This is a genomic window from Streptosporangium sp. NBC_01469 (genome assembly GCF_036227305.1).
Taxonomy (GTDB): domain Bacteria; phylum Actinomycetota; class Actinomycetes; order Streptosporangiales; family Streptosporangiaceae; genus Streptosporangium.
Genome location: NZ_CP109465.1, coordinates 451,661 through 464,661 on the forward strand (window position 1 = coordinate 451,661; position 13,001 = coordinate 464,661).

Consider the following 13,001-nt stretch of genomic DNA (forward strand, 5'->3'; position numbering starts at 1 on the left):
ACCGACAAATGATCTCCGTCGACCTGGCGGCCCGCCTCGGGCCAAGCGTCGCGGACTACCCGCCCGGCTCGGCCTTCGGTCCCAGGGTCGCCAGGTCGTACCAGTTCGTCTGGCTCCTCCAGGGCAGCGCCACCTGGTTCTGGGACGGCGTCGTACTACCGCTGGCTCCAGGCGAGTTGCTGCTCATCCGGCCGGGAATGCGCGACTCGTTCCGCTGGGATCCCCGAACCCCGACCCGGCACGCGTACGTGCATTTCACGCTCACCGGTCATGCGCAGGCCGGCTGGCCGCTGCTGCGGGACCTGACCGGCCGGCACGACCCCATGGGCGCCCTGTGTCAGTACCTGCTCTGGCTGGGCGCCGAGTGCCCGCCGGGGTGGAGGGTCCAGGCCCGCGAGACACTCCGCCTGCTGGTGCTGACCTTCCTGGCCGATCCCGCGCCGACGGCCCGTACACCGGCGGCCCTGCCGGAACCGGTCGTCGCGATGATGCGCGCGGTGCGCGAGCACTGGTCCGACGGTGTGGCCAGGCCGATCCCGATGGGGCGACTCGTCTCGGCCGCCCAGGTCTCGCCGAGCACACTGTGCCGCACGTTCCGCCGGCGGTTCGGCGTCGGCCCGGTCGCCGCCGTCGAGCTGCTGCGCCTGGCCAGGGCCGAACCGCTGTTGTGGCAGAGCAACCTGTCCATGCGGGCGATCGCCGTACAGTGCGGCTTCGCGGACGCGTACCACTTCTCCCGCCGATTCCGCGCGATCTACGGGATGGCGCCGACCACGTTCCGCGTCACCGCGCCGGAGACCGCACCACCGTCACCGGTCGAGTCCGCCGGCCTGGCCGTGCTGCGGTCGCTCCTTCCCGGTGCCCACAACCACCTCGCCGAGGCCGGAACGCCGGGCACAGGCGGGCGGCCCGGGGAGCTCGGATCGGCACCGTACCCGCGAGCGCACCCACATCCGTAGTCATCCGTGCGGGCCGGCGGAGCCTACGGTGGTTCACGGCGAGCTCGTCGTGGAGCGCGACACGTCGCCACCGGAGCACGTACGCTCTCCGGTGCCTCCGGTGCCTCCGGTGCCTCCGGGCATCGGCGCGGTCGGCGCCCACGACGGCAGGCTGTCGGGACCGCGGATCCGTCCGCGACGTGGACCACGCCGCCGCCGGTCGATGTCACGGGACGGCGTGGCCGTGGGAGCCGTGGTGGGCGCCCTGCTCAGCGCACCTTCTCGAAGAAGGCGCGCACGTCGTCGGCCAACAGGTCCGGCGCCTCCATCGAGAGGAAATGGCCGCCCCTGCCGAGCTCGGTCCAGTGCACGACGTTGTGGTCGCGCTCGGCCCATCGGCGGATGGTGACGTCATGGGCGGAGACCAGCACCCCGGTCGGCACCACGCCGCGCCGGGCCGCCGCCCAGCCGCCCGCGCCTTCGTCCACGGCGTCCACAGCGTCCGCGGTGTCCGCGGTGTCCGCGGTGTCCGCAGCGTCCACGGTGCCGTCGCCGGAGCCGGTGGCCCAGTCGGCGTCACCGGCTCCGGTGGCCCAGTCGGCGCCGGTATCGCCCCAGGTGGCCGCGGAGATCTCCTCGTAGTAGATCTGCGCCGCCGGTCCGGCCGTGCCGGTCAGCCAGTACAGCGAGACGTCGGTCAGGATGCGGTCGCGGTCGACACTGTCCTCGGGCAGCCCCTCCTCGGGGTCGGTGAGCTCCTTGAACTTCTCCACGATCCAGGCGAGCTGGCCGACAGGCGAGTCGTGCAGTCCGTACGTCACCGTCTGCGGCCGCTTGGAGTTGCACTGCAGGTAGCCGTCGTTGAAGTCCTGCATCGCCTGCCAGCGCCGCTGCTCGGCCTCGGACAGACCGTCCATCTCGCCCTCCTCCCCCACCGGGAAGGTGATCATCGCGTTGACATGGACGCCGACGACGTGGCCGGGGGCCTGCACGCCCATCTGCGGGGCGACCCACGAGCCGGTGTCGTAGCCCTGCACGCCGTAGCGCTCGTACCCGAGACGGGACATCAGCCGCACGAGCACGCCGGCCATCTTCGCCGCGTTCATGCCCGGCCCGGCCAGCGGGGTGGAGAATCCGAACCCGGGCAGCGACGGGATCACCAGGTGGAAGGCCGTGGCGGGGTCGCCTCCGTGCGCGCGGGGATCCGACAGCGGGCCGATGACGTCGAGGAAGTCCACGACCCCGCCCGGCCAGCCGTGCAGCAGCACCAGCGGCAGGGCGTCCGGTTCGGGTGAGCGCACGTGCAGGAAATGCACGTTCTGCCCGTCGACGGTGGTGACGTACTGGGGGTGCTCGTTGATCGCCGCCTCGTGCGCCCGCCAGTCGTAGCGGGTGCGCCAGTACTCGGCGAGTTCCCTCAGGTAGCCCACCGGCACCCCGCGGCTCCAGCCGACGCCCGGCAGTTCGTCCGGCCAGCGGGTGTTCGCCAGCCGGGCTCGCAGGCCGTCCAGCTCTGCCTGCGGAATGTCAATACGGAAGGGGCGAATGCCCTCGTTCGGGTTCGTCATGCCCCTGACGCTAGAGTCCGCTTAGGATGGATCCGGTCCTAAGAATCCGGCAATCTTGAGAACGTGCCGAACACCTCCATGCGGCTGCTGAGACTGCTGTCGCTCCTGCAGACCCGTCACGACTGGTCGGGAACCGAGCTCGCCGACCGGCTGGGCGTCACCACGCGCACGGTCCGCAGGGACGTGGGGCGGCTGCGCGAGTTCGGCTATCCCGTGCACGCCACCCAGGGCACCGCCGGCTACCGGCTGGGTGCCGGTGCCTCGCTGCCGCCGCTGCTGCTCGACGACGACGAGGCGGTCGCCGTGGTGGTCGGGCTGCGCACGTCCGCGGGCGGCTCGGTCTCGGGTCTTGAGGAGACCTCGCTGCGGGCGCTCACAAAACTCGAGCAGGTGCTGCCGTCCCGGCTACGCCACCGGGTCAACACCCTGCACACGGCCACCGTCCGGGTCGGCGGGACCGGCCCCACGGTGAGCTCGGACACGCTGATGGTGATCGCCGAGGCGTGCCGCCGTCACGAGCGGCTGCGCTTCGACTACACCAGCCCCCGCGGCGGCGGTACGGTCCGGTGCGTCGAACCGCACAGCCTGGTCAGCTTCGGCCGGCACTGGTACCTCGTGGCCTGGGACACCGGCCGCGACGACTGGCGCACCTTCCGGGTGGACCGGCTCACCCCCCGCGTCCCCACCGGCCCGCGCTTCGCCCCTCGGCCGCCTCCCGGCGGTGACGTCGCCGCCTACCTGTCGCACCGGCTGTCGTCGCAGACCTGGCCGTGCCGGGCGACCATCACCCTGCACGCGTCAGCCGAGGCCGTGGCCGACCGGGTCTGGCCGGGCATGGGCGTCGTCGAGGCCGTCGACGACCGCAGCTGCCTGCTGCACGTCGGCGCCGAGACCCCGTCCGCGCTCGTCTGGATGATCACCTCGGTGGACGTCGGCTTCACCCTCACCGACGGCCCGCCCGAGCTCGCCGACGCCCTGCGCCTCCAGGCCGCTCGCTGCCTGCACGCCGTACGAACGACCTGACCGTGCGCTGCCCGCACGCCGTCTACCAGAACCTCACCTCGGGATGGCCGGTGGACGGCCCGTCCAGCAACGGCTGACGCCGGCCCTTCAGATGCAGGTCGAGGAAGGCGGTGACGTACGCGCGGGTGATCTTTATGGAGCGCTCGCCGCCGACCGGGTACTCCGGCAACCCGAGCTGCGGCTGGAGCACCGCGTAGTCGATGAAGCTCATGTGTGAGGTTCGGGTCACCGTGCCGATCGTTTTCAGTCGGCGGCCCGCACGTAGTCGCCGGGGGCGACCACGCCGTGGCGTCCTTCGCGCAGGACCGCGTCGACCACCGCCTCGGCGGCCGCGGAGACGTCGGTGTCGCGCCCGACCTGGGCGATGAGCTCGTCGCCGACGACTTCGATCCGCGCGACACCGAGGCCGAGGGCGAGGTCCACTACGGCCTGGACACCGGCGAGGTCGACCCAGCACGAGCGGGCACGCACCCAGCCCGGCCCTCGTTCCGCCGGGGGGATGCCGAAGTCGGCCGGATCGACATCGCCGTCGGCGGCGGCGACGATGAGGCTCTCGACTCCGCCGAGGATGCCGGCGGTCTCGTCGGCGGTGGCCAGGCGGGCGTCAAGGCTGAGTCCGCAGCCGAGCTTGCCTTCCAGCCGGTAGACGTCGAACTCCGCGGGGGCGCCGAACACGCGGTCGCCCATGCCGGACTCCACGCCGGCCCCCGGCAGGATCGCACGCGAGTGGCCGGTCGTGTTGTTGACGACCACGTCCCGGTGACAGCGCATGCCGCGGGCCCGTTCCGCCTCGCCCTTCGCCTCGGTCAGCCGAACCGGGTCGTACCGGCCGTACTTGTAGGCCGCCAGGGCCGCGGCGTTCGTCTGGGAGACCGACCGCAGGAACGAGGGCGACGCGGTGAACGGGATGATCGTCTCCTGGGCCACCGTGCCGACGTAGTCGCGCAGCTCCGGGGAGAAACGGTTGTTGCACAGGCAGTTCAGCTGGCATCCCGGGGCTCCGGTCCAGTTCGTCAGGAGCGCCGCGAACGCGGCCATCACGACTGCCGGCGGCCGCACACCGGTATTCGCCACGATGTGGGCCACCGCCTCCGCGGCGGGCCGGGAGCCCAGCAGGACGTGATGATGGCCGCGGGCGTCGGGAAAACGGAAGGGCAGGCCGAGCGCGCACAACGGCTTCTCGGCCACCTGGCGGGCCCAGTACCTGACCGAACCCTCCAGCCGGCGCTGCCCGGCCGAGGTGAGTTCGTAGGTGGCCTGATCGGCGGGATGGTACGCGGCGGGAGGAAGCGACCGGCCCGCCAGCAGGGCGGCGAGTTCGGCGCGCAGAATCGTCATCGCCATCAGGTCCGCCGCCACGTGCGACACGTGCAGGACGACCAGGAACGGAGATCCCGACCGGGTCACCACGCTCGCCCTTATCGGGAAGTCGACGGCGGGATCGAAAGCCCGGCCAGGCGGGAACCAGTCCTGGTGAGTGCCCGTGGCCTCGACCACCTCGGCGACGAGCGTTCCCGACGCGTGCACGAACTGCTCACCGTCCCGTAGGAGGGTCCGCAGCGCCTCCTGGCGGCCGATCAGCGCGCCCAGAGCCGCACCGACCGCGTCCATGGTGCTTCCCCGGGGCACGCGCACCATCGTCGACAGGATGTCGGCCGGCCCCGGCAGGTCCGGACTGATCCACTCCAGCACGTTCTTCTGACCGACCGTCATGGGCCACCGCCCCGACCGGGTACCCGAGAAGCAGACCTTCAGGTCGTTCACCTCCGACCACTACCGGTCATCGCGGTCTGCCTCGCACGGGGACCACACAAATCCTGGCGCGTATTTCCCGAGAATCACCGGGTGCGGTCCGACAGGGGTGACGGGCCCGGCGGGCCGACCACCGCGTCGGTGATGTCCGCCGCGGTCGAATGGCCCGCTCAAGCCCGCTCCTTCACCCCACCGCGTTGCCATCGAGACGCGCGCGGATATGGCACTCGACTAAACTCTTGGCTGAGTGTCATATTGAGATTCGTCACCGATCGACCCTCTCCCGATATCGGTGGGAGAATGTTAAGGAGCGCCATTGGGGACGTCAAGACGTCAGGCGATATTCAGCTTCTTCTCTTTTCTCCCTCGGGCCGGCACTTCCCCGGTTCAACCCCATGGGGCGTGGAAACGGCCTCCCGGTGCCGGGATCGGTCAGTCGTTGCCGGGTTTGCCGAACTCTTCGATCAGCACGGGATACTGCTCCCCACCGTGACCGGCGGCGATCGAGCGGTCGGCCATCGCCTTGATCAACCTCGGCAGTTCGGCGTTGACCCCCACCGCCTCGCTCTCCTCGATCAGGTGTGCCATCGCCCGCGCGTCGGTCTCCAGGGCCGACACCTCGGCGGGGAAGGAGCCGCTGTCGATCTGCTCGGCGTATCCGGGCAGCCATCCGGCCACACCGGCGGCGACCTGCCGTGCGAACGGCGCGTACGTCGCGGCGTCGACACCGGCCGTCCTGAGCAGGGCGGTGCCCTGGAGCCAGGCGTTCAGGACGCTCCACATCATGGCCAGGCCGGCCACGTCGTACAGGGACGCCAGCCCGTGGTCCGCGCCAAGGTAGGTGACGGTGCCGAGCGCGTCGAGCGTTGACCGGTGCGCCTCGAAGTCCGGCTGCGGCCCGCTGTGCAGGATCACCGCCTCGGCGGTCCCGATCCCCGACGGGATGGCCATGATGGCACCGTCCAGGTAACGGGCACCGCGCCGCTCGGCCCATCGGGCGGCCTCCCGGGCCTGGGCCGAGTCGCCCGAGGTCAGATTGATCAACATCGTGCCGTCCAGCTCGATGTCGCTCGCGCCGAGCAGCTCGTGCACGGCCTGGTAATCGGTGACGCAGATGATCGCCAGGGAACCCGCCCTGAGCGCGTCGCCGACCGTTGGCGCCAGTCGTGCCCCATTGGCCACCAGCTGGTCGGCCTTGGAGGTCGTGCGGTTCCACACGGTTGTGGGATGCCCGGCTTTCAGGAACGCGCCGGCGAGCGCCTGGCCCATCAGTCCGAGTCCGATGACTGTCACAGGTGTATCGGTTTTGTGGTTCATGGCAACATCGTCAACGTTGATACCGGTGTGAAGGTCAAGTGAGGTTTCTATGCAAATCGGGGAATTAAGTCGCCGGGCGGGCGTCAACACCCATCAGTTGCGCTACTACGAGGCCCAGGGCCTGCTGGAGGCGGAGCGCAGCGCGAACGGTTACCGCGAGTACGACGAGAACGCCGTGCTGCGGGTGAAGCAGATCCGCCACCTGCTCGGTGCCGGCCTGTCCTCTGAGGACATCGCGTACCTGCTGCCCTGCGCGGTCGGAGAGGTCCCTGAGCTCCTCGGGTGTCCCGACCTGCTGGCCGCGATGCGGTCACGGCTGCGGCGAATCGACGATCAGATGAACAGGCTCGCTCGATCCCGCGACGCTCTCACCGACTACATTGACGCGGCCGATCGAATGGCCGGCGAGAACTATCCCCCCTTTGACGGTACCGACCACAAGCCCGTTCTCGCCTGAGCCGTCCATCGGGTTCTCGGCCAGGCTGAATCGCCCGGCTTCGGTGTCGAGCCGGCCTGCCGTGTCCGACCGAGCAGGGCGGCCCTGCCGGGCCCGGTGTGGTCCGGGCCCGGCAGGGGGTCACTCCACGATGCCCCACTGTGCCGGGTAGTCCGGCGGCCAGGGCTTGGTGAAGTCGAACAACCACTCACGATCGGCCGGCGGGTACTCCGTCTCGCGCCAGGCCGGCTGGCCGCCGACGACGAAGTTGCCGCCGTGCCGCTCGATCATCCACGTCCACCGCTCCGCGTCCGCCTCGAGACCGTGCCGCTCGCGCAGTTCGGCGAACTCGGCCGCCGAGGCACGCCGGACGTGCAGTCCGTCCTGGTAGATGGGCTTGAGCAGCATCAGCTCGACGTGGCCGATGTACACCTCGATCATCGTGGTGGTCCGATCCACCGCCACGGCGTCGCTGCGCAGCAGCAACTGCCGGTGCGACGGGTCGAAGCGGACCACGCGGAAGAGCCGTCCCTCCCTGGTGAACTCCATCTCACGACCCCGGAACCAGAGGCGGCGGCGGCTTCGGGAACACCCTCGTAACCTTCCCGCCCTGGGTCATGTGGAACTCGATCGACTCCCACGTGCGGTAATCCATCCGGAGCGCCCGGCGCAACTCGGTCATCTCCCACGCGGTCCCGAGGCCGTTCCTCGGATCCGCCACCCTCCGCCAGTCCCCCCCGGGCACCGTGTCACCGCGCGCCAGCAGGGACGTCACCGCCTCGTCGGCGGTCGTGGCGCCGGGAACGCCGTCCAGGCTGACGCTCACCCGGATGGAGGGATTGCTCGCCGCCTTGGTGGCGGCGACCATCCAGATGGGCCGTCCGTCGCCGTTCGGGTACGACACGGCGAACGCCCGGTTGTTGAAGGTGAACGCGCCCGCCATGCCCTTGGCCAGGTTGTCGGAGTAGGGGTTGATGCCCAGGACGACGTGGTCGCCGGCCTTGACGACGTCGGTGAGACAGTCGTTGTGCACCAGGATCGGGGTCGAACCCGCGTACACGTAGTACGTGTGGTCGGTCTCGACCTCGAAGTTGTACACGTCGACCGGCCCGTCATCGACCGACACCTCCCGGACGCGGTTGGCCCGGCCGGACGGATCCTGGAGCGCGTCGCCGGGCCGGAGGTCCTGCGACTCCGTCCAGCCCTTGCCCTGGACCCAGAACCGGTGGCCCTGGCTGGCCGACAACGTGCCGCTGTCCGCGGTGATCCGCACCAGCGAGTCCACCGACCGGTGGAACAGCTTGACGACCTTGCGCAGGGTGCGTTCGCCCGTCGAGGGATCGGCGGACCAGACCCGGTCGCCGACCCGGACGTCCTCGATCTTGCGTGGACCGTGCTCGGTGTCGACGAGCGTGCCGGCCGGGAAGCAGCGTCCGACCGCCAGCGCGTTGCCCGCGGCCTGCTCCAGGCCGGAGACCGCCTCGGCCGGCAGCGCCGAGTACCGCAACTGGAACAGCGCCTGGCTGAAGCCCGCCCCGCTGCGCATGGCGGTACGCATGGACAACGCGTACGTGTACCCGGCCTTGATCACCGGCGGGATGACGATCGAGCCGATGGCCCAGACGCAACTGGTGGTCGACCCGCCGTCCTGGCCCGACACCTTGCGCCAGCAGCTGACGTAGTCGTGCACCAGCGCCCTGCCCAGCCCCGCCAGGAAGTTGGTGACCAGATCCTTCCCGTTGAAGTGGGTGCGCTTGGTGTAGCGGACGTCGAGCGGACCGCTGCCGAGATAGTCGAGCACCAGCGGCCCGGTGCAGTCGGCGATGTCCCTGTCGGGTTGGGAGCAGGTCTCCAGGTAGTAGTCCTGCGTCCCGTAGAGGTGGTACTCCAGATCGATGTCGCAACCGTTCGTACCGGTGCAGAGATCTTCCAGGGGGGTGATGTCGTACCGGGCGTCGTCGCTCGGCAGACTGATCAGGTTGGGTATGCCGGTCGGGCCTGCCTCCGAGGCCCGGTCGGCCTCGCGTTGCTGCTCCGCGACCGCCTCGGCGCGTTCGGCGGCCGCCTGGGCCTCCTCGGCGAGCTCGCGGGCGCGGGCCGCGGCGGCCTCGGCGGCACTGGCGTCCGCCTCGGCCCGGGTGGCGACGTCGCGTGCGGAGGCGGCATCGTTCTCGGCCGCGGTGGCGGCGGCGCGTGCGGAGGCGGCGTCCCGCTCGGCCGCGTCGGCCGAGTCATCGGCCTCCCTGGCGTGTCCCTCGGCGGTGTCGGCCGCCGAAGCCGCCGCCGCCGCGTCCGCGGTGGCCTGGCGGTCGTACTCGACGGTGTCGGCCTCGGCCTGCACCGCCGCCTTGGCCGCCGTCTTCGCCTCGGCCGCCGAGGCCTGGGCCCTGGCGAGCGAGGTCGCGGCCTTGGCCGCGGAGTCGGCCGCCTGGGCCGCCGCGGTGGCCGCGGCCTTGGCGTCCGCGGAGGCCTGGGCGGCCAGCGCCGCGGCCTCGGCGGCGGCCTTGGCCGCCTGTGTCGCCTTGGCCTGGGCGACGGCGGCCTGCTGGGCGGCGAGCGTCTTGGACGACTGGCCGGTCAGCACCGCGAGGCCTGCCGAGGCGTCGGTCTCCTTGTACGGGGAGCCGAGCTCGATCGCGTCGTTGGCCGGCTTGATCACCTGGGCCGCGGAGTCGCGGGCGGCGACCGCCGCCTGGGCGGTGGAGTAGGCGAACCCTGCGGTGCGCACGGCACTGACGTGGGCCGCGTCGGCCTCCTTTCGTGCGGCGACGGCGTTCGCCTTGGCCGTGGCCGCCTGCGCCTTGGCGGTGTCGGCGTAGATCTTGGCCAGGCGGACGTTCTCGGCCGCGGCCTCGGAGGCGTCGATGGCGTCGGCCGCCGCGGCGTGCGCCTTCTTGACGGCGGCGTTGGTGATCGCCACGTCACGCTGGGCCGCGTCGGAGGCGGCCCGGGATCTGGAGGCCGCGGCATCGGCGCGGGTGGCCGCCTCTCGGGCGGCGGTCGCGGCCGCGGTGGCCTGGTTGGCGGCGGCGCGGGCGTCGGTGGCCGCGACGGTCGCCCGGTCGGCCGCGGCCCGCGCCTGGGTGGCGGCGGCCCGCGCGGCCTGCGCGGCGTCGGTGCCCTCGACGGCCGCGGCGTGCGCCTCGCGAGCGGCCGCCTTGGCCGTCAGGGCGTCCCGCTCGCTCTCGGCCTGCACGGCCTTGTCGCGCGCGCCCTTCGCCTTGCTCTCGGCCTCCAGCGCCTCGTTCTTCTTCTGCGCCGCCGTGCCGCCCGCCGCCTCGGCGTCGCCGAGCGCGGTGGCCGCCGCCCGCCGCTGTTCCTGGGCCCTGGTCTCCGCGGCCGCGGCGTTGGCCCGCTCCCTGGCGGCGACGTCCTTCTGCGTCTTGGCGTTGTCGCGCTCGGCCTCGGCGGTCGCCCGCTTGGCCCTGGCGTCCGCGGCGGCGTTCTTCGCCGTCAGCTCGGCGGCCTCCGCCCTGGCCTGGGCCTCCTTGGCCTTGGTGGCGTTGGTCGCGGCCTCGGCGGCCTGTGCGGCGGCCCCGTCGGCGGCGGCCTTGGCCTGTGCCGCGGCCTCCTCGGCGGCGATGCGCCGGAACTCGGCCTGCGAGGCGTGCGCCTGCGTCTCGGCCAGCGCCATCAGCGTCTTGCTGTTGGCGGCCGAGGCGCGGGTGGCGTCGGAGGCGGTCTCGGTGGCCTTGGCCACGGCCTGCGCGGCGGCGGCCGAGGCGCGGGTGATCTGGACGGCCTGCTGGCCGTAGAGCAGGCCACGGCCCCTGGGCAGCCCGGCGCTGTCGGCGATGGCGTACGCGGCCTGCTGGGCCGCCACGGCCGTGGCGGCGTGCGCCTTCGCGGACTGGGCGGCCCTGGAGGCGACGAACACCCGGCCGAGCGCCATCGCCTGCGCCTTGACGATGTCGTTCTTGACCTTGGTGAACTCCGCCGCGTCCGGGAGGTCCGTCGTCTGCTTCAGCCAGTACGCCTGCCAGTCGGCGAGCCGTACCGCGATGATCGACTGGCCGAGCGCCTCGCCCAGGGCCTGGGTGGCCACCTGGAGGTCGGTGTTGGCCTGCGCCTCCTCCCTCAGGATGGTGTCACGCTGGGCGCGCTGGCCGTCGACCTCCTGCTGCCACTCCGCCGAGGCCGTGGCGAACTCGGCCGTGAGAACGTTGCGCGGGTCCTGCGGGTTGTCGGTGCTGCAGGAGGCGTAGCGCGCCTTCAGGTTCTCGACGTCGATCCGGAACTCCATGCTGTCCGGGTCGGGCGCGCTGGTCGGGAACCCGCCGGCGGACAGGAAGGCCCGCGCGTCGTCGGCGTACATGGGATGCATGAAGGTCATGTCCTCCCAGGCGCGCCATCCCTCGTAGTCGGGGTGCGGGAAGGTGTCGGGGTAGCGGACCGCGGCGATCGCGTTGACCGCGTCCGCGGACTCCTTGCTGGCCAGCGGGGTCTGGTCCTGGTAGAAGTCGCTTTCGTCCTGCCAGAACTGGTTGGCGATCCAGCCGGACAGGCCCACCTTGGTGAACGGGCTGTCCTTCCGATCGACCCACTGGAACCCGGTGTGGGTGTAGCCAGGCGGGGGCGTGACGTAGAGGGACTCCTGCCACACGTCGCGGCGTCCGTCCAGCTCGTCCATCTTGGCCGAGGCCCGATCGCGGTCCGTCTCGTAGGCGGCGCTCAGCGGCGTCCCCTCCCAGTAGTCGGGAGCGGCGGCCCGCAGCAGGTCGGCGTCGGTGCCGCCGAGCCCGCCGCGGGCGACGGCCTTCAGGTCCTGGCCGCCCTTGCGCTGCACGACGGTGAGCAGGCACAGGGCCTCGCGCACCTCGACGGCGTGGGCGAGGTCGTACTCGGCGGTGCCGGCGTCGGCGAAGGCGGCGGCCGGGCCGGTTCCGGGCAGGGGTACGAATTGCGCGCCGGAGACGATGACGGCGGCGGAGGTCAGGGCCGCGGCGGTTGCCCGAAGCCGCCCTAGAAAGGTCATATGGGGAGGCATGTCAGCCGTTTCTCTGAAGCGGGGGTCGCGAGGGGATCAGAAGAAGGCATTGAAGGCGTTCCAGCCGGAGGTGCCGATCTGCACCCGGGCGGCGAACGGAGCGGAGGAGACGCCGGTGCCCTTGAAGAGCCACAACGCGCCGGCGGAGTCGCGGGCGATCAGGTCGGCCTTGCCGTCCCCGTTGTTGTCGCCGGTGGAGACGAGCGCGGTGTAGGCCTCCCAGCCCGTACCCGCGCTGACACGGGTGCCCAGGATCTGGTTGGCGACGATGCTGCCCGTCCCCGGATAGAGGTAGAGGGTGCCGGTGGTGGTCCTGGCCAGCAGGTCGTTCTTGCCGTCGCCGGTGTAGTCGCCGTACCCGGCCAGGGCGTTCATGCTGTTCCAGCCCGTTCCGGCCTGGGCGCGGGTCGACAGGCCCCCGTCGGAGCGCCCGGGAATGAGCCAGAGGACGCCGGCCGCGTCCCGCGTGATGATCTCGGGCGCGGCACTGCTGCCCATGTTGCCCGGGGTCATCATCAGGTTGTAGATGTCCATGCCCGAGGCGACGGGCATGGACGCGGTGCCGCGCTCGGCGGTGTAGTAGAGCCAGCCGCCCAGGCGGAGGAACAGGTCGTTGCGGGTGCCACCCTCGGAGGTGGTGGCGCGCAGGATCGCGGTCGCCGCGGAGAAGCCGCCGCCCAGGTCCACGGCGGGCTGCAGGCCGCCGGCACCCTTGGGCTCGTACGACAGTAGATGGCCGTCACTGCTCCTGCGTACGAACAGGGGCAACATCGGCGCGGCGGCGGCCGTCTGAACGGCCTGCCCGGAGGTGGCCACCGCGGGCGCGGGCGCGAGGACCGGGTCGGCCACCGACAGGGCCGCTAACAGAACCGCCGCTAGCAGGGCCCGCTGGATGGAGGTGATGAACGTACTCGTCATTCGATGCAGACCTCACAGGAGTCGGATCTTTCTTGAGCGGAAAGACGCGAACGAGGATGGGA

10 protein-coding genes are annotated in these 13,001 nt (G+C 71.6%); 3 read left to right on the forward strand and 7 right to left on the reverse strand.

The genetic code is table 11. The features are described 5' to 3' along the window. The first annotated feature begins 8 nt into the window (after positions 1–8). Complete coding sequence (locus OG587_RS02005; RefSeq protein WP_329086256.1) at positions 9–959, forward strand: AraC family transcriptional regulator; 951 nt, start codon at positions 9–11, stop codon at positions 957–959. A gap of 248 nt (positions 960–1,207) precedes the next feature. Here OG587_RS02005 and OG587_RS02010 read toward each other — a convergent pair whose 3' ends face one another. Continuing rightward, the gene (locus OG587_RS02010) at positions 1,208–2,506 is read right to left on the reverse strand and encodes an epoxide hydrolase family protein (RefSeq protein ID WP_329086258.1); all 1,299 of its coding nucleotides are present in this window, start codon (positions 2,504–2,506) and stop codon (positions 1,208–1,210) included. Positions 2,507–2,569: 63 nt separating this feature from the next. Here OG587_RS02010 and OG587_RS02015 point away from each other — a divergent pair, with 63 nt between their 5' ends. After that, complete coding sequence (locus OG587_RS02015) at positions 2,570–3,529, forward strand: helix-turn-helix transcriptional regulator (protein ID WP_329086259.1); 960 nt, start codon at positions 2,570–2,572, stop codon at positions 3,527–3,529. A gap of 22 nt (positions 3,530–3,551) precedes the next feature. On the opposite strand, the gene OG587_RS02020 is transcribed toward OG587_RS02015, so the two are convergent. From OG587_RS02020 to OG587_RS02030, 3 genes are all read right to left on the reverse strand, one after another. Further along, positions 3,552–3,758 (reverse strand): hypothetical protein, encoded by a 207-nt coding sequence (locus OG587_RS02020; RefSeq protein ID WP_329086261.1) that lies wholly within the window; start codon positions 3,756–3,758, stop codon positions 3,552–3,554. 14 nt (positions 3,759–3,772) lie between these two features. After that, a complete protein-coding gene (locus OG587_RS02025) occupies positions 3,773–5,242 on the reverse strand; it encodes a condensation domain-containing protein (protein WP_329086263.1) in 1,470 nt (489 codons plus the stop codon). Between the two features lie 471 nt (positions 5,243–5,713). Continuing rightward, a complete protein-coding gene (locus OG587_RS02030; RefSeq protein WP_329086264.1) occupies positions 5,714–6,574 on the reverse strand; it encodes an NAD(P)-dependent oxidoreductase in 861 nt (286 codons plus the stop codon). A gap of 73 nt (positions 6,575–6,647) precedes the next feature. On the opposite strand from OG587_RS02030, the gene OG587_RS02035 reads away from it, so the two are divergent. Continuing rightward, positions 6,648–7,055 (forward strand): MerR family transcriptional regulator, encoded by a 408-nt coding sequence (locus tag OG587_RS02035; RefSeq protein ID WP_329086266.1) that lies wholly within the window; start codon positions 6,648–6,650, stop codon positions 7,053–7,055. A 120-nt stretch (positions 7,056–7,175) separates the two neighbouring features. Here the strand turns inward: OG587_RS02035 and OG587_RS02040 are convergent, their stop codons facing one another. The 3 genes from OG587_RS02040 to OG587_RS02050 are packed head-to-tail and all read right to left on the reverse strand — an operon-like array spanning position 7,176 to position 12,939. Next, positions 7,176–7,583: a hypothetical protein gene (locus OG587_RS02040; RefSeq protein ID WP_329086268.1), complete on the reverse strand. Its 408-nt coding sequence runs from the start codon at positions 7,581–7,583 to the stop codon at positions 7,176–7,178. A 1-nt stretch (position 7,584) separates the two neighbouring features. Further along, complete coding sequence (locus OG587_RS02045; protein WP_329086271.1) at positions 7,585–12,009, reverse strand: polymorphic toxin type 27 domain-containing protein; 4,425 nt, start codon at positions 12,007–12,009, stop codon at positions 7,585–7,587. A 48-nt stretch (positions 12,010–12,057) separates the two neighbouring features. Further along, positions 12,058–12,939 carry an FG-GAP-like repeat-containing protein gene (locus tag OG587_RS02050; RefSeq protein ID WP_329086272.1) on the reverse strand — a complete coding sequence of 294 codons (882 nt, stop codon included), beginning with the start codon at positions 12,937–12,939 and terminating at the stop codon, positions 12,058–12,060. Between the last annotated feature and the right edge of the window lie 62 nt (positions 12,940–13,001).